Raw genomic sequence first — 15,109 nt, forward strand, 5'->3', positions numbered from 1 at the left:
GACCGCGCCTGACTCAGCTCCGGGCGGCCTTGATCGGTTCATAAGCGGCCAGTGCCCGCGCCCGGCTGGCCGCCAGGTCCACGATCGGCAGCGGATAGTCCTGATCCAGCCGCAGCTTCGCCGCGGCCAGCTGCGCGGGACTTGCGGTCCAGGGCGCATGGATCAGGGCATCGGGCAGCTGCGCCAGCTCCGGCAGCCAGCGCCGCAGATACACACCCTGGGCATCGAACTTCTGTGACTGCAGCAGGGGATTGAAGATGCGGAAGTACGGTGCGGCGTCGGCCCCGCAGCCGGCGCTCCATTGCCAGCCGAGCGTGTTGTTGGCGAGGTCGGCGTCCAGCAAGGTGTCCCAGAACCAGCGTGCGCCTTCCTGCCAGGGGATCAGCAGATTCTTGGTGAGAAAGCTCGCCACGATCATGCGCACGCGGTTGTGCATCCAGCCGCTGTGCCAGAGTTCGCGCATGCCGGCGTCGACGATGGGAATGCCGGTCAAACCCTGTTGCCAGGCGCGCAGCTGCGCTGCGTAATCGGCCGCTGCGCGCCAGGGAAAGGCCGCGAACTTCTCATACAGCGGCGCCTCGGGCGTGTGCGGGAAGTGATACAGCAGATGGTGGGCAAACTCGCGCCAGCCCAGCTCGCGCAGGAAGTGTTCGGCATCAGCGCCGGGCGCGGCGCCGGCGACACGCTGCACGGCGGCGCGGATCTGCTGGGGTGACAGCTCGCCGAAATGCAGATGCGGCGACAGGCCCGAGACGCCGGGCTGCGCCGGAAAATCGCGCCGGGTCTTGTAGCCCGGCAGGCGCGAGTCCACGAAGCTTTCTAGCCGGCGCAGCGCGCCTTCCTCGCCGGGCTGCCAGTGCGCGGCAAAGCCATCGGCCCAGTTCAGGCGCGGCAGCAGCCGCAGCGCGTCCAGCGTTTCGCTGGCCAGGGTTTCAGGGACCGGCGGCAAGCGTGCCGGTGCCGGCTGCACATTCAGCTCGGGCAGCCGGGCGCTGAGCGCGCGCCAGAACGGCGTGAACACGCGGTAGGGCTCGCCGGCGCCGGTCTTCAGTTCCCAGGGTTCGCGCCACAGCGCGGCCCGCTGGCTGTGCACCGCCAGGCCGCGCGCCTGCAGCGCCTGCTTGATGCGGGTGTCGCGGGCGATGGCGGCCGGCTCGTAGCAGCGGTTCCAGTGCACCGACTCGGCGCCGGTTTCGGCGAGCAGGGCTTCGAGCACGGCCAGGCTCTCGCCCGTGCGCACGATCAGCCGGCTGCCGCGTGCGCGCAGGGCGCCGTCCAGTGCGCGCAGGCTGTGATGCAGCCACCAGCGCGCCGCGCCGCCGGCTGGCCAGGGGCTGTGGCTGGCCTCGTCGTGGATATAGACCGGAATCAGGCGGCCCTGCGTCAGCGCAGCATTCAGGGCGGGGTTGTCGGTCAGACGCAGATCGCGGCGAAACCAGAGCAGGGCAGTCATGGGGGTTCTTGCGGAATAAACCATCGGGGCCTCCGGCATATAATGCCGGCCTCTTATGTACTCCAATCCCCAGAAGACGGATGCAGCCGCAGGCACGGCCGCGCTGCAGATTCGTGATGTGCGCAAGCGCTACGGCAGCCTGGAAGCGCTGCGTGGCGTGAGCTTCGACATCGCGCCCGGTGAATTCTTTGCCCTGCTCGGCCCCAATGGCGCGGGCAAGTCCACGCTGATCAGCATCATCGCCGGCCTGGTCGGCGCCGATACTGGCAGCGTGGCGGTGATGGGCCATGACACGGTGAAGGACTTCCGCGCCGCGCGCCGCAAGCTCGGCGTGGTGCCGCAGGAGCTGGTCTTCGATCCCTTCTTCAAGGTGCGCGAGCTGCTGCGCATCCAGGCCGGCTACTACGGCTGCGGCAAGGAGTCCTGGCCCTGGATCGAGGAGATGCTGGAGCGCCTGGACCTGGCCAGCAAGACCGAGGTCTCCATGCGCGCGCTGTCCGGCGGCATGAAGCGCCGCGTGCTGATCGCGCAGGCCCTGGTGCACAAGCCGCCGCTGGTGATCCTCGATGAACCCACCGCCGGCGTGGACGTGGAGCTGCGTCGCACGCTCTGGGCGTTCATGCGCGAGCTGCACGCGCAGGGCACGACGGTGGTGCTGACCACGCACTATCTGGAAGAAGCCCAGGAGCTGTGTTCGCGCGTGGCGATTCTGGATCGCGGCGCGGTGCAGGTGATCGAACCCACGCCGCAGCTGCTGGCGCGGCATCCCTATCGCTTCCTGCGCCTGAAGCTCGCCGGCGGCGCGCAGCTGCCGGAGTCGCTGCGCGAACTGGTCACCGCCAATGTCGAGGGCGTGATGGAACTGAAGCTGGAAACGCGCCGTCATCCCATCGGCGCGGTGTTCGAAGCCCTGCGCAGCGCGGGCTTGGCCATCGAGGATGTGCAGACCCGCGAGCCCGATCTGGAAGACATCTTCATCGAGCTGACCGGGCACAAGGCGGGGAACGGTCGATGACCCCTGATCAACTGGGCTTCCTGACGCTGCTGAAGAAGGAAGTGATGAGATTCTGGTCCGTGCTCGGCCAGACCGTCACCGCGCCGGTGATCACCGCGCTGCTGTATCTGCTGGTGTTCGCCCAGGCCATGGCCGGGCGTGCGCCGGTGTATCCGGGCATCGGTTACACCGAGTTCCTGATTCCGGGCCTGGTGATGATGACGGTGATTCAGAACGCCTTCGCCAACACCTCGTCCAGCCTTATGCAATCGAAGATGATGGGCAATATCGTGTTCCTGCAGATGGCGCCGCTGGGGCCGCTGCAGTGGTTCGCGGCCTACATCCTCGCTGCGATTGCGCGCTGCGCACTGGTCAGCGTGGCGATGGTGCTGGCGACGCTGCCCTTCGTGCAGCTGCCGGTGCGTGAGCCGCTGGCGGCGCTGGCGGTGTTCCTGCTTGCCGCCGGCAGCCTCGCGGCCTTGGGCCTGATTGCCGGGATCGTGGCCGAGAAGTTCGATCACATCGCCGCCTTCACCAATTTCCTGATCACGCCGCTGTCGTTTCTCTCCGGCGTGTTCTACTCGGTGCATGCGCTGCCGCCGCTGTGGTTCAAGGCCAGCCATCTGAACCCCTTCTTCTACATGATCGACGGATTCCGCTATGGTTTCTTCGGCCATGGCGATGTGCCGATTGCCCTGAGCCTGGCCTGGAGCCTGGGATTCTTCCTGCTCGTTTCCGCCATCTGTATGTGGATGCTGGTGACGGGCTACCGCCTGAAGCGATGAACATGAACAAGCACGAGATTCGTCAATTGATCGAGGCCGGCCTGCCCGGCGCCCAGGTGCAGGTCGAAGGCGACGACGGCCAGCATTTCGAAGCCACGGTGATCTGCGCCGCCTTCGCCGGCAAGCCGCCGCTGGCGCAGCACCGCATGGTCTACGCCACGCTGGGCGAGAAGATGGGCCGCGAGATCCACGCGCTGAAGCTCAGCACCCGCGCCGCTTAAGACTGGTAAAAGAGTTTTCATGGACAAATTTGTCATCGCCGGCAACGGTCCGCTGTCCGGCGTGATCGAGGCTTCCGGCGCCAAGAACGCCGCGCTGCCCATTCTCTGCGCCTCGCTGCTTTCCGATGAGCCGCTGCATGTCACCAACGTGCCCAAGCTCTGGGACATCAACACCACGCGCAAGCTGCTGCTGCAGATGGGCTGCACGGTGGAAGAGCCGGCGGCGCATGAGCTGGTGGTGAACGCCAGGTCCATCACCACCTGCGTGGCGCCTTACGAGCTGGTACGCACCATGCGCGCCTCGATCCTGGTGCTGGGGCCGCTGGTGGCGGCGCGCGGCGAGGCGCATGTCTCGCTGCCGGGCGGCTGCGCCATCGGCGCGCGGCCCGTGGATCTGCATCTGATGGGCCTGGAAGCGATGGGCGCCGAGATCAAGCTGGAAGGCGGCTTCATCCACGCCAAGGCCAAGCGCCTCAAGGGCGCGCGCATCGTGTTCGACACCGTGACCGTGACCGGCACCGAGAACCTGATGATGGCGGCGGTGCTCGCCGAGGGCGAGACGGTGCTGGAAAACGCCGCGCGTGAACCGGAAGTGGTGGATCTGGCGCGCTGCCTGCGCGCGATGGGCGCCAGGCTCAGCGGCGAGGGCACCACCACCATCCGCGTGCAAGGCGTGGACAAGCTGCACGCCGCCACGCATCGCGTGCTGCCGGATCGCATCGAGACCGGCACGTATCTGCTGGCCGGCGCCATCACCCGCGGCCGCGTGCGCATCGAGAAGACCGATCCTTCGCTGCTCGACGCGGTGCTGGTGAAGCTGCAGCAGGCCGGCGCCAAGCTCGCCACCGGCGTGGACTTCATCGAAGTGGACATGCAGAACAAGCGGCCGCTGGCGGTGAACATCCACACCATGCCGCATCCGGGATTCCCCACCGACATGCAGGCGCAGATGATGGCGCTCAACTGCGTCTCCGAAGGCGTGAGCGTGGTCAAGGAAACCATCTTCGAGAACCGCTTCATGCACGCGCTGGAACTGCAGCGCCTGGGCGCGGAGATCCGCATCGAGGGCAATACCGCCGTGGTCACCGGCAAGGAGCGTCTGCAGGCCGCGCCGATCATGGCCACCGATCTGCGCGCCTCGGCCAGCCTGGTGCTGGCGGCCCTGGCCGCCGAGGGCGAGACCTTCATCGACCGCATCTATCACATGGATCGCGGCTACGAGAACATCGAAGGCAAGCTCGCCGCCCTGGGTGCGAAGATCAAGCGCGTCAACAAGCTGATCTGAGCTTGTCATGCCCGCGCAAGCGGGAATCCAGCACCCCGTTTCGGCAGGCGATGCGCCTGATCACGGGATGCCCGCCTGCGCGGGCATGACAGTCTGCTGTGGCGCGGGTCTCGGATGTGGCTGCGCCGCGGGTCTGACGCGCCCCGCGCCGCCCGGCTACAATCGCGGCCCTTGTAAATCCGCAGCGCGCGCGATGACCGTTCTCACCCTGGCCCTGTCCAAGGGCCGCATCCTGGAAGAAAGCCTGCCCATGCTGGCCAAGGTGGGCCTGGACCCGGCCGGCGATATCGACCGCCTCCTGCGCGTGCCCTCGCGTACGCCCGGCGTCTCGCTGCTGATCATCCGTCCCGCCGATGTGCCGACCTATGTGGCCTATGGCGCAGCCGACCTGGGCATCGTCGGCAAGGACGTGCTGATGGAGAACGGCTCGGCCGATCTCTACGAGCCCCTGGACCTGGACATCGCCAAGTGCCGGCTGTCGGTGGCGGCGAAGAAGGACGCGCCCGCGCGCGATCCGCGCCGCCGTCTGCGCGTGGCCACCAAGTATCCGGAAATCGCGCGCCGCCACTTCGCTGCCAAGGGCGAGCAGGTGGAAATCATCAAGCTCTACGGCTCCATGGAGCTGGCGCCGCTGGTGGGGCTGTCGGACGTGATCGTCGATCTGGTCGCCACCGGCGGCACGCTGCGCGCCAATGGCCTGATCGAAACCGAAATCATCTGCCAGGTCAGCTCGCGCATCGTGGTCAACAAGGCGGCGATGAAGACCAAGCACGCCGCGATCCAGGGCCTGCTCGACAAGCTGGCGCGCAGCGGCGGCAAGCGCAAGGCGGCCTGATGCAGATCCGCAGGCTCGATACGCAGGCGGCGGATTTTTCGGCGCAGCTGGACGCGCTGCTGGACCGCGCGCCGGAACTCGGCGCCGAAGTCACGCGCGCGGTGGACGAGATCATCGCGCAGGTGCGTGCGCGCGGTGACGCGGCGCTGCTCGAATACACGCAGCGTTTCGACCGTCGCAGCCTGAGCGGTGTCGCCGAACTGGAAGTGCCCAGGGCGCAGTGGCAGGCAGCCTGGGAGGCACAGCCGCAGGATTTGCGCGAAGCCCTGCAGGCCGCGGCCACGCGCATCCGCGCCTACGCCGAGCAGCAGAAGATCGCGCCGTTTGAATTCACCGATGCCCTGGGCAATCGCCTGGGCCAGCAGCTGCGGCCTCTGGACCGCGTCGGCATCTATGTACCGGGCGGCAAGGCTGCGTATCCGTCCTCGGTGCTGATGAACGCCATTCCCGCCAAGGTCGCGGGCGTGCCGGAAATCATCATGGTGGTGCCGGCACCGGGCGGCGAGCTCAATACCGTGGTGCTGGCAGCTGCGCATCTGGCCGGTGTGGATCGCATCTTCACCATCGGCGGTGCGCAGGCGGTGGCAGCCCTGGCCTATGGCACCGCGAGCGTGCCGGCGGTGGACAAGATCGTGGGGCCGGGCAATGCCTATGTGGCGGCGGCCAAGCGCGCGGTGTTCGGGCGCGTGGGCATCGATTCCATCGCCGGGCCCTCCGAGATTCTGGTGATCAGCGACGCTGGCTCCAATCCCGACTGGATGGCCATGGATCTGTTCTCGCAGGCCGAGCATGGCGAGGATTCCGAGTCCATCCTGATCTCGCCGGATGCTGATTTCCTGGACCGCGTGGCCGAGGCCATGCAGCGCCGCGTGCAGAGCCTGCCGCGCGCGCAGACCGTGCGGGCGTCCATCGAAGGTCGCGGCGCGCTGATCAAGGTGCGTGATCTGGCCGAGGCCTGCGCCATCTCCAATCACATCGCGCCCGAGCATCTCGAACTGGCAGTGGAAGAGCCGCGCGCGCTGCTGCCGCAGATCCGCCATGCCGGCGCGATCTTCATCGGCCGTCACACGCCCGAGGCTTTCGGCGATTACTGCGCCGGGCCCAATCACGTGCTGCCCACCTCGCGTGCGGCGCGCTACGCCAATCCGCTGGGCGTGTATGAGTTCCAGAAGCGCAGCAGCCTGATCGAATGCACGCCGCAGGGTGCCCAGGCGCTGGCGCAGATCGCCGGGCGCATCGCCGATGCCGAAGGCCTGCAGGCGCACGCGCAGAGCGCGCGCGATCGCGGCTGAAGATTCAGCGCGCGCAGCTTGCGATGGCCGCGCGCAGCTGCTGATAGCCCTGCACCAGACGCGGGCCCGGGCGGCCCAGAAACGCCTCGCTGATCGCCACCACGTTCTGTTGTTGCACCGCGCGAACCGACTGCCAGTGTTCGCGGCGCAGCACGACATCGCGCCGGTACTTGTCCGCTTTCACGCCGCACCAGCTCATCGCGATCAGATCGATGGGCATCGTGGGGGCGTCGGTCATGCTCAGGGTCTGTGACGCGCAGTCGGCCAGCGCATTGTGGCCGCCGGCGCGTTCGATCAGATCATGCACCCAGCTGCGCCGCGCGGCGCCGATCACCGGCTTGGGCCACCACTCCACCAGCACGCGCGGTGACTGCGCGTCGCGCGCTTGTGGCGGCATCGCCTCCTGCATCTGCGCGACCAGCGCATCACCACGCGCCGGCAGCGCGAGCGCCTCGGCGATGCGGCGGATGTCGGCGAAGACATCCGCGAGACTCTGCGGATTGCAGACCAGCACCGGCAGGCCGCGCGCTTCGAGCGCGGCGAGGATGCGTTCGTGACCGGGAACGGTGAGTGAGCTGAGCACCAGATCGGGCTTGAGCGCTGCCAGGGCATCCACGTCCAGCTGCAGGTCGCGGCCCAGCTGCGGCAGCGCGCGCACCACTTCGGGCGGATGATCCGAGTCGCTGTCCACCGCAATCAGATGCTGCTGGGCCCCGAGCGCGCAGACGATCTCGGTGTTGGAGCAGGTGTGGGAGACCAGACGCATCAGCCGCCGCTGCGCTCCAGCTCGCGCAGACGCGCCCGGGCATTGCGGCGCCAGGCCTCGCGCAGGGCCGCGGCGACCAGCTTGCCGACCAGCGGCAGGCGGCCCTCGAAGCGGATGATGTAGTCCAGCCTCGTGCCGCCGCCTTGCGCGCTGAGACGCAGACTGCCGAGGTGATTCTTCAGGGGGCTGCCACGGCTGATCACGTAGTCGATGCGCGTGGGACGCTCGAAGTGCACGATGGTTTCATCGAAGCTCAGCGCGCCGGGGCCGATGCGCCGCACCGAGCCGCAGCCATTGGGTTCGGCGCGATCATCGCCCGGACGCGTCACCGTGCACTGGCTGCCGAACAGCGCCACGAAGCGCTGATGATCGGCCAGCAGCTCGAACACGCTCTCGATCGGGGCGGCGATCTGCTCTTCAAACCGCAATTCCTGTTGCGACATGGTGGATCAAATCCAAAAAAGGCCGCGACAGCATGGCGGCGATGCGCCGATAATAGCGGTCGGAGTCGGCCGGGTAACCGCTGCCGCGCATGCGCGGGGGAGGAAAGTCCGGGCTCCACAGGGCAAGGTGCCAGGTAACGCCTGGGCGGCGTGAGCCGACGGAAAGTGCAACAGAGAACAGACCGCCGAAGCTCCGCAAGGAGCTGGCAAGGGTGAAACGGTGCGGTAAGAGCGCACCGCGGGGCTGGCAACAGCAACGGCATGGCAAACCCCACCTGGAGCAAGGCCAAATAGGGAAGGACTCGCCGGCAACGGCGAAACGCGCGGCCCGCGCGCCTTCCGGGTAGGTCGCTGGAGCGGCGTAGCGATGCGTCGCCTAGAGGAATGGTTGCCGGGGCGTGATGAGCGCCCGCACAGAACCCGGCTTACAGGCCGACTCCGATTTTTCTGGCAGGGCATGATGTTTTAAAAGCTTGTATAAATGTTCTTTGTTGAGTTTTTGCCAAACAGCCACCGCTCATCCCGGCCCGAACTACCGCTCGTCCTGGGCGTTACTTTAAGTTTTGGGCTTAAGCTGCTGTTTCAAAAAGAATCATCGAACATAGTGCGATAAGTCTCGCTAAGCCGCTGTTTCATCATGGATTTTGCTTGCGTGCGCTAGGGCGCTCGGATATAGTGCATCGCATCGTGGTGGAAAGTGGGAGAAAGTGGGGAAGTGTTTTCCCCAAGCGCTATGTTTGCCGGCTCGCATCAAGTCTCGATTGACGATAAGGGTCGCCTGGCGATCCCTGCGCGTTTTCGTCAGTCGCTCAGCGAAAGCTGCGGCGGGCGGCTGGTGCTGACCACGGGCCCCGATCCCTGCGTGGAGATTTATCCGCAGCCCGAGTTCGAGCGCATCGTGCGCGACATCGAGGCCATGGAAGACCGCCTGATCGCCGAACGCCTGAAGAAGGTGGTGATCGGTTTCGCCGTGGAAACCACCATGGATGCGCAAGGACGCGTGCTGTTGCAACCCATGCTGCGCAAGCGCGCCCGCACCGATCCCAGCAGCGAAGCCGTGCTGATGGGTCAGCACACCCGTTTCGATCTGTGGTCGCAGGCGCTGTGGGATGAGCGCTTCGGCGAAGGCTCCGATCTCTTCGGCTCGCTCGAAGATGCGTTCCGGACGCTGAAGCGGTGAGGCGCGGCCATGCCCTTCGATATCGCCTCGGCCCGGATTGTCCTCGGGATTGACGCCACCGTGAATTCGCACAAGCCGGTGATGCTCAAGGAAGCCCTCGCCGGACTTGCCCTCCGCAGCGATGGTTTTTACCTGGACGGCACTTTCGGCCGTGGTGGTCACAGCGCCGCGATTCTCGAACAGCTGGGCCCCGAAGGCCGCCTGCTGGCGCTGGATCAGGACCCGCAGGCCGTCGCGCACGCGCAAGCCCGTTTTGCCGACGAGCCGCGCTTTTCGATCCGTCACTGCAACTTCGCCGAGCTCGCCAGCGCCGTGCATGCGCAGTTCGGTGCACGCGGCGCGGACGGCATCCTGCTGGATCTGGGTGTGTCCTCACCGCAGCTGGATGATGCGCAGCGCGGCTTTTCCTTCTCCAAGGATGGCCCGCTGGACATGCGCATGAATCCGCAGGCCGGCGAATCCGCTGCAGCCTGGCTCGCGCGCGCGCGCGAGGAAGAGATCGCCGATGTGCTCTGGCAGTACGGCGAGGAGCGCAACAGCCGCCGCATCGCGCGGCGCATCGTCGAAACGCGTGGCGCCACGCCGCTCACCGGCACTGCGCAGCTGGCGGCGCTGATCGCCTCGGTGCCGGGCCCGCGCTCGCGCACGATTCATCCGGCCACGCGCAGCTTTCAGGCGATCCGCATCTACATCAATCGCGAACTCGAAGTGCTGCGCAGCGCGCTGGCACAGGCCGTGGACGCGCTGGCACCGGGCGGGCGCCTGGTGGTGATCAGCTTCCATTCGCTGGAAGACCGCATCGTCAAGCATTTCCTGCGCGACGCCGCACGGGCCGAAGTGCCGCGGCTCAAGCTGCACGGCAAGCAGTTCCCTGATCGCGACGAAGAGCGCGAGAACCCGCGCGCGCGCAGCGCCGTGCTGCGCATCGCCGAGAAACTGGAGGCGCGTGCATGAGGCGCGGTTCCACCTGGCTGCCTTTGCTGCTGATTCTGGCCATCGTGGTTTCGGCGCTGGCGGTGGTGCGCACCAAGCACGAGAACCGCGCGCTGATCAGCGAGCTCGACAGCCTGCGCGCCGAACGCGAGCGCCTGGACATGGAATGGGCGCAGCTGCAGCTGGAGGAAGCCTCGCTCGCCGCCAACAACCGTGTGGAGGCGATGGCCCGTGCCCAGCTCGGCATGACGGAGCCGCGCGCCTACGAAATCGTCGAGGCCGGACCGTGAGGCATCGGCAAGACAAGGCTTCCGCCCGCGTGGCGCGCAGCGCCGCGCCGGTCAGCGCCTGGCGCCGCGTGGCGGTGCTGAGCGCGCTGCTGCTCGGCGCTTTCGGCGTGCTCGGCCGCGCCTTCCAGCTGCAGGTGATCGATCAGGATTTTCTTGCTGCCGAAGGCAGCAAGCGCTTCATCCGCAAGCTCGGCATTCCGGCGCATCGCGGTGCGATTCTGGATCGTCGCGGCGAGCCGCTGGCGCTGTCGGCGCCGGTGGAATCACTGTGGGCGGTGCCGCAGGATCTGCTCGACTCCCCCAAGCATGTGGAGGCGGTGGCGCAGCTGCTGGGGCGCAGGCCGGATGAGTTTCGTAGTTATCTGAAAGCACGCGCCGACCGCAAGTTCGTCTACATCAGCGATCCGCTCTCGCCCACCGAAGCCAAGCGCGTGCTCTCGCTGGGCGCGCCGGGGGTGTTCTCCGATCCTTCCTATGCGCGCTACTACCCGGCCGGCGAAGTCGCCGGTCAGCTGGTGGGTTTCTGTGGCCGCGACACCACCGGCCTGGAAGGCATCGAGAAGGCGCAGGAGAGCGTGCTGCGCGGCAGCCCGGGCGCGCGCCGCGTGATCCGTGACCGCGCCGGCCATGTGGTGGAAGACAATCTCGAATACGTGCCGGCGCAGTCGGGTCAGGACGTGCAGCTGACCATCGATCTGCGCATCCAGTACCTGGCCTATCGCGAGCTGAAGAACGCGGTGGCGCAGCACAATGCGCGCGGCGGCATGATCGTGATTGCCGACGCCGGCACCGGCGAGGTGCTGGCCATCGCCTCGCAGCCCGGCTTCAATCCCAACAATCCGGCCGAGCGCCGTCCGCCGGGCACGCGCAATCGCGTGATCACCGATTCGCTGGAGCCGGGTTCCACCGCCAAGCCGCTGCTGGTGGCGCAGGCCCTGGAGCTGGGGCTGTTCCGGCCGAGTTCCACGGTCGACACCGGTCCCGGCTGGTTCAAGGTCGGCGCGCTGACCGTGCACGATGTGCATCCGGGCGGCGTGATGGATCTGGCCACCATCCTGGCGAAATCCAGCAACGTCGGCGCCGCCAAGATCGGGCTCACGCTCGGCCCGCAGGCGGTGTGGTCGGGCTTCCAGCGCTTCGGCATCAATGAACCGGTCTACACCGGCTTTCCGGGCGAAGTGGGCTCGGTGCTGCGCAATTACAGCAGCTGGGGCGAGATCGCCACCGCCACGGCTTCCTATGGCTATGGCTGGTCGGTGAGCGCGCTGCATCTGCTGCGCGCCTACGCGGCTCTGGCCAACGACGGTCTGATGCCGCAGATCCGCCTGATCAAGAACGGTCGCAGCGTGCCGCCGCAACGCGCCATCTCCGCCAACACCGCGCGCGAAGTGCGGCACATGATGGAGAACGTGGTGGCGCCCGGCGGCAGCGCGCTCAAGGCTTCGATCCAGGGCTACAAGGTGGCGGGCAAGACCGGCACCACGCGCAAGCTCGCCGAAGGCGGTGGCTATGACGGCAATCGCCATGAAGCCCTGTTCGTGGGCATGGTGCCGGCCGAGCGTCCGCGTCTGGTGGGGCTGGTGATCATCGACGACCCCAGTGAAGGCGCCTACTACGGCGGTCTGGTGGCGGCGCCGGTGTTCTCCAGCGTGATGCAGGGCGCGGCGCGCCTGCTGCAGATTTCTCCCGATGGCACGCAGATGCCGGAGGACGCGGCGCCGAGCACCACGGCGCGCGCGCCGCTGCTGCTCGACAGCAAGGGGCCCAAGACATGAGCGCGCCCATGCCGCTCAGCACGCTGCTCGCCGGCTATGCCGAGGCGATTCCGGCGGTGACCGTGTCCGGGCTGCAGCTGGATTCGCGGCGCATCGCGCGCGGCGAGCTGTTTCTGGCCTGCCGTGGCAGCGGCAACACGCATGGCCTGCAGCATCTGGCGCAGGCACAGGCGCGTGGTGCGGTGGCTCTGGCCTGGGAGCCGGCGCCGCAGGTCGAAGCGCCGCAGACCAGCCTGCCGCAGGTCGCGGTGCCGGCGCTGGCGCGTCGCGCCGGCGAGATCGCGGCTCGCTTTTACGGGCAGCCCGGCGAAGCGCTGTTCTGCACCGGCATCACCGGTACCGACGGCAAGACTTCCACTGCGTATCTGCTGGCGCAGGCGCTGGAGACGCTGGGCCAGCCCTGCGGCTACATCGGCACCATCGGCCTGGGCCGCGTCGGCGCGCTGGACACCGCCACGCACACCACGCCCGATCCGGTGCAGCTGCAGGCGCGGCTGGCGGCATTTCGCGACGAGGGTCTGCAGGCCTGTGCGATGGAAGTCTCCTCGCACGCCCTGGATCAGTCGCGTGTCGCCGGTCTGCGTTTCGACACCGCCGTGCTGAGCAATATCACGCGCGATCATCTCGACTATCATGGCACCGTGGAACGCTACGCTGCCGCCAAGCGGCGCCTGTTCGAGCAGGAGGGCCTGCGCTGCGCAGTGCTCAACCGCGATGATGAACACGGCGCGTGCTGGCTGCAGCAGCTGGCGCCGCATCTGCAGACCACTGCGTATGGAATCGAAGGCGCGCCGCCGCCAGGGCACTACGTGCTGGCCCGCGATCTGGCGCTGAGCGTGCAGGGCATCGCCTTCACGCTCGATACGCACGAGGGCAATGCCCGCGTGCACAGCGGCCTGCTGGGCCGCTTCAATGTCTACAACCTCGCGGCGGTGGCGGCGGTGCTGCTGGGGCGCGGCGAGAAGATTGCGCGCATCGCCCAGGCTCTGAGCGCGGTGCATACCGTGCCGGGACGCATGGAAGGTTTTCGTGGCGCTGCGCAGCAGCCCTTGGTGATCGTCGATTACGCGCACACGCCCGAGGCCCTGCAGCAGATCCTGCGCGCGGCGCGCGCGCATACCACCGGCAAGCTCTCTTGCGTGTTCGGCTGTGGCGGTGATCGTGATCGTGGCAAGCGTCCGCTGATGGGCGCGGCGGCGCAGGCGCTGGCGGACCGTGTGATCGTCACCGACGACAATCCGCGCAGCGAGGCGCCGCAGGCCATCGTCGCCGATATTCTCGCCGGCATGAACGCGGCGCAGACGCGTGTGGTGCATGAGCGCAGCGCCGCCATCGCCGAAGCGATTGCCGCGGCCGGTGCCGACGACGTCGTGGTGATTGCCGGCAAGGGGCATGAGGACTACCAGATCATCGGCAGCGAGCGGCGCAGTTTCAGTGATCGCGCCGAAGTGGCGCGTCTGCTGGGTCTGCCGCTGGCGGAGCACAAGCCATGAATCTGCGGCTGAGCGAAATGGCCTCGGCGCTGAACGCCGAAATGCGGGGCGAGGACGTGATCGTCAGCGCGGTGGATAGCGACAGCCGCAAGCTCGCGCCCGGCAGCCTGTTCGTGGCGCTGCAGGGTGAGCGCTTCGACGGCCATGCCTTCCTGAGCGCCGCGCAAGGCAGCGGCGCCGCGGCCGCGCTGGTCTCGCGCTGGGTCGAGGACTCGGCGCTGCCGCAACTGAAAGTTGCCGACACGCTCGCCGGTCTGCAGCAGCTGGCCGCCTGGTGGCGGCAGCGCTTCAGCCTGCCGGTGATCGGCCTCACCGGCAGCAACGGCAAGACCACCAGCAAGCAGATGCTGGCCGCGATCTTTGCCACGCGCGGGCCGGTGCTGGCCACGCAGGGCAATCTCAACAATCACATCGGCGTGCCTCTCACGCTGCTGTGCCTGCGCGCGCAGCACCGCACGGCGGTGATCGAGATGGGCGCCAACCATCTGCGCGAGATCGCGCTGCTGACCGGCATCGTGCAGCCCGACGTCGGGCTGGTGACGCAGGCCGGCGATGCGCATCTGGAAGGTTTTGGCTCACGCGAAGGCGTGGCGCGCGGCAAGGGCGAGCTGTATGAGGGCCTGCGTGTCGGCGCCTGCGCCATCATCAACGCCGACGATGCCTACGCGCCGCTGTGGCGGCAGTTCGCCGCGCACACGCACATCAGCAGCTTCGGCATGAGCCCGGCGGCGGAGGTGCGGGGCAGCGATATCCGCAGCCTGGACAATGGCTCGCAGCGTTTCCGTCTGCACTGTGCGCAGGGGGACGTGGACGTCAGCCTGCCCTTGCCGGGCCGCCACAACGTGATGAACGCACTGGGTGCGGCGGCCTGCGCGCTGGCGGTGGGCTTGAGCCCGCAGGAGATCGCCGCAGGTCTGGCGCAGCTGCAGCCGCCGCCGGGGCGGGTCAGCCGCCAGCGCACGCCGCAGAACGCGCTGCTGATCGACGACAGCTACAACGCCAATCCCAGCTCCCTGCGCGCTGGCATGGAACTGCTGGCGCTGCAGCCACGGCGCAAGCTGCTGGCGCTGGGCAATATGGCCGAGCTTGGCGTGGATGCCGAGCGCCTGCACCGCGAAGCCGGCGCACTGGCGCGCGCGCTGGGCATCGACAAGCTGTACGCCTTGGGGGATCTCGCCGGTCTGGCCGCCGATGCATTCGGTAGTGGTGGCCTGCGTTTCGACACGGCGGAGGCACTGGCTGCGGCACTTGCGGCCGATCTGAATCCAAACGATACCGTGCTGGTCAAGGGTTCGCGCAGCGCGCGCATGGAGCGCGTGGTCGCGGCCTTGCTGGGCACTGCGCCGGGGGCGCAACACTGACTC

General features: G+C 67.7%; 15 protein-coding genes and 1 other RNA gene. 13 read left to right on the forward strand and 3 right to left on the reverse strand.

What is annotated here, in order from left to right:
- Positions 1 to 13: 13 nt before the first annotated feature.
- Positions 14 to 1,453, reverse strand: coding sequence for a cryptochrome/photolyase family protein (locus tag BMY12_RS15505; RefSeq protein ID WP_093288197.1), 1,440 nt, complete (start codon positions 1,451 to 1,453; stop codon positions 14 to 16).
- A gap of 55 nt (positions 1,454 to 1,508) precedes the next feature.
- Between BMY12_RS15505 and BMY12_RS15510 the strand changes: the two genes are divergently transcribed.
- From BMY12_RS15510 to hisD, 6 genes are all read left to right on the forward strand, one after another.
- Positions 1,509 to 2,468: an ABC transporter ATP-binding protein gene (locus BMY12_RS15510; RefSeq protein ID WP_093288201.1), complete on the forward strand. Its 960-nt coding sequence runs from the start codon at positions 1,509 to 1,511 to the stop codon at positions 2,466 to 2,468.
- Positions 2,465 to 3,232, forward strand: coding sequence for an ABC transporter permease (locus BMY12_RS15515; protein ID WP_093288205.1), 768 nt, complete (start codon positions 2,465 to 2,467; stop codon positions 3,230 to 3,232). Before BMY12_RS15510 ends, BMY12_RS15515 begins: the two co-directional genes overlap by 4 nt.
- Before the next feature lie 2 nt (positions 3,233 to 3,234).
- The gene (locus BMY12_RS15520; protein ID WP_093288345.1) at positions 3,235 to 3,453 is read left to right on the forward strand and encodes a BolA family protein; all 219 of its coding nucleotides are present in this window, start codon (positions 3,235 to 3,237) and stop codon (positions 3,451 to 3,453) included.
- A gap of 19 nt (positions 3,454 to 3,472) precedes the next feature.
- Positions 3,473 to 4,738 (forward strand): UDP-N-acetylglucosamine 1-carboxyvinyltransferase, encoded by a 1,266-nt coding sequence (murA, locus tag BMY12_RS15525; protein ID WP_093288207.1) that lies wholly within the window; start codon positions 3,473 to 3,475, stop codon positions 4,736 to 4,738.
- Between the two features lie 193 nt (positions 4,739 to 4,931).
- Complete coding sequence (gene hisG, locus BMY12_RS15530; RefSeq protein WP_093288210.1) at positions 4,932 to 5,573, forward strand: ATP phosphoribosyltransferase; 642 nt, start codon at positions 4,932 to 4,934, stop codon at positions 5,571 to 5,573.
- Positions 5,570 to 6,865 (forward strand): histidinol dehydrogenase, encoded by a 1,296-nt coding sequence (gene hisD / locus BMY12_RS15535; RefSeq protein ID WP_093288348.1) that lies wholly within the window; start codon positions 5,570 to 5,572, stop codon positions 6,863 to 6,865. The genes hisG and hisD overlap by 4 nt, the downstream gene beginning before the upstream one ends.
- 4 nt (positions 6,866 to 6,869) lie before the next feature.
- On the opposite strand, the gene BMY12_RS15540 is transcribed toward hisD, so the two are convergent.
- The gene (locus tag BMY12_RS15540) at positions 6,870 to 7,631 is read right to left on the reverse strand and encodes an ABC transporter substrate-binding protein (protein WP_093288212.1); all 762 of its coding nucleotides are present in this window, start codon (positions 7,629 to 7,631) and stop codon (positions 6,870 to 6,872) included.
- Entirely contained in the window at positions 7,631 to 8,074 is a 444-nt protein-coding gene (locus BMY12_RS15545; RefSeq protein ID WP_093288214.1) for an SRPBCC family protein, read from the reverse strand. Before BMY12_RS15545 ends, BMY12_RS15540 begins: the two co-directional genes overlap by 1 nt.
- A 61-nt stretch (positions 8,075 to 8,135) precedes the next feature.
- On the opposite strand from BMY12_RS15545, the gene rnpB reads away from it, so the two are divergent.
- The 7 genes from rnpB (at position 8,136) to BMY12_RS15580 (ending at position 15,106) form a co-directional block, all read left to right on the forward strand.
- Positions 8,136 to 8,518: RNase P RNA component class A (gene rnpB / locus BMY12_RS15550), an RNA gene on the forward strand.
- A gap of 289 nt (positions 8,519 to 8,807) precedes the next feature.
- Positions 8,808 to 9,254 (forward strand): division/cell wall cluster transcriptional repressor MraZ, encoded by a 447-nt coding sequence (mraZ, locus tag BMY12_RS15555; RefSeq protein ID WP_093288217.1) that lies wholly within the window; start codon positions 8,808 to 8,810, stop codon positions 9,252 to 9,254.
- Between the two features lie 9 nt (positions 9,255 to 9,263).
- Positions 9,264 to 10,208, forward strand: a complete 945-nt coding sequence (gene rsmH / locus BMY12_RS15560) for a 16S rRNA (cytosine(1402)-N(4))-methyltransferase RsmH (protein WP_093288220.1) — start codon at positions 9,264 to 9,266, stop codon at positions 10,206 to 10,208.
- On the forward strand, positions 10,205 to 10,477 hold the full coding sequence (ftsL, locus tag BMY12_RS15565; protein ID WP_093288223.1) for a cell division protein FtsL: 273 nt from the start codon (positions 10,205 to 10,207) through the stop codon (positions 10,475 to 10,477). The genes rsmH and ftsL overlap by 4 nt, the downstream gene beginning before the upstream one ends.
- Complete coding sequence (locus BMY12_RS15570; RefSeq protein WP_177189014.1) at positions 10,474 to 12,252, forward strand: peptidoglycan D,D-transpeptidase FtsI family protein; 1,779 nt, start codon at positions 10,474 to 10,476, stop codon at positions 12,250 to 12,252. Before ftsL ends, BMY12_RS15570 begins: the two co-directional genes overlap by 4 nt.
- Entirely contained in the window at positions 12,249 to 13,745 is a 1,497-nt protein-coding gene (locus BMY12_RS15575; protein ID WP_218140224.1) for a UDP-N-acetylmuramoyl-L-alanyl-D-glutamate--2,6-diaminopimelate ligase, read from the forward strand. The genes BMY12_RS15570 and BMY12_RS15575 overlap by 4 nt, the downstream gene beginning before the upstream one ends.
- Positions 13,742 to 15,106 carry a UDP-N-acetylmuramoyl-tripeptide--D-alanyl-D-alanine ligase gene (locus tag BMY12_RS15580; RefSeq protein ID WP_093288229.1) on the forward strand — a complete coding sequence of 455 codons (1,365 nt, stop codon included), beginning with the start codon at positions 13,742 to 13,744 and terminating at the stop codon, positions 15,104 to 15,106. The genes BMY12_RS15575 and BMY12_RS15580 overlap by 4 nt, the downstream gene beginning before the upstream one ends.
- Positions 15,107 to 15,109 lie beyond the last annotated feature (3 nt).

Source organism: Solimonas aquatica (assembly GCF_900111015.1).
GTDB lineage: Bacteria > Pseudomonadota > Gammaproteobacteria > Nevskiales > Nevskiaceae > Solimonas > Solimonas aquatica.

What these genes read in the sequence shown, in the direction of transcription:
- BMY12_RS15540 (WP_093288212.1), bottom strand. Translation starts at nt 7,631, where the DNA reads ATGCGTCTGGTCTCCCACACCTGCTCCAACACCGAGATCGTCTGCGCG.
- rsmH (WP_093288220.1), top strand. Translation starts at nt 9,264, where the DNA reads ATGCCCTTCGATATCGCCTCGGCCCGGATTGTCCTCGGGATTGACGCC.
- BMY12_RS15505 (WP_093288197.1), bottom strand. Translation starts at nt 1,453, where the DNA reads ATGACTGCCCTGCTCTGGTTTCGCCGCGATCTGCGTCTGACCGACAAC.
- BMY12_RS15545 (WP_093288214.1), bottom strand. Translation starts at nt 8,074, where the DNA reads ATGTCGCAACAGGAATTGCGGTTTGAAGAGCAGATCGCCGCCCCGATC.
- BMY12_RS15575 (WP_218140224.1), top strand. Translation starts at nt 12,249, where the DNA reads ATGAGCGCGCCCATGCCGCTCAGCACGCTGCTCGCCGGCTATGCCGAG.
- BMY12_RS15510 (WP_093288201.1), top strand. Translation starts at nt 1,509, where the DNA reads ATGTACTCCAATCCCCAGAAGACGGATGCAGCCGCAGGCACGGCCGCG.
- BMY12_RS15520 (WP_093288345.1), top strand. Translation starts at nt 3,235, where the DNA reads ATGAACAAGCACGAGATTCGTCAATTGATCGAGGCCGGCCTGCCCGGC.
- murA (WP_093288207.1), top strand. Translation starts at nt 3,473, where the DNA reads ATGGACAAATTTGTCATCGCCGGCAACGGTCCGCTGTCCGGCGTGATC.
- BMY12_RS15515 (WP_093288205.1), top strand. Translation starts at nt 2,465, where the DNA reads ATGACCCCTGATCAACTGGGCTTCCTGACGCTGCTGAAGAAGGAAGTG.
- mraZ (WP_093288217.1), top strand. Translation starts at nt 8,808, where the DNA reads ATGTTTGCCGGCTCGCATCAAGTCTCGATTGACGATAAGGGTCGCCTG.
- BMY12_RS15580 (WP_093288229.1), top strand. Translation starts at nt 13,742, where the DNA reads ATGAATCTGCGGCTGAGCGAAATGGCCTCGGCGCTGAACGCCGAAATG.
- hisG (WP_093288210.1), top strand. Translation starts at nt 4,932, where the DNA reads ATGACCGTTCTCACCCTGGCCCTGTCCAAGGGCCGCATCCTGGAAGAA.
- ftsL (WP_093288223.1), top strand. Translation starts at nt 10,205, where the DNA reads ATGAGGCGCGGTTCCACCTGGCTGCCTTTGCTGCTGATTCTGGCCATC.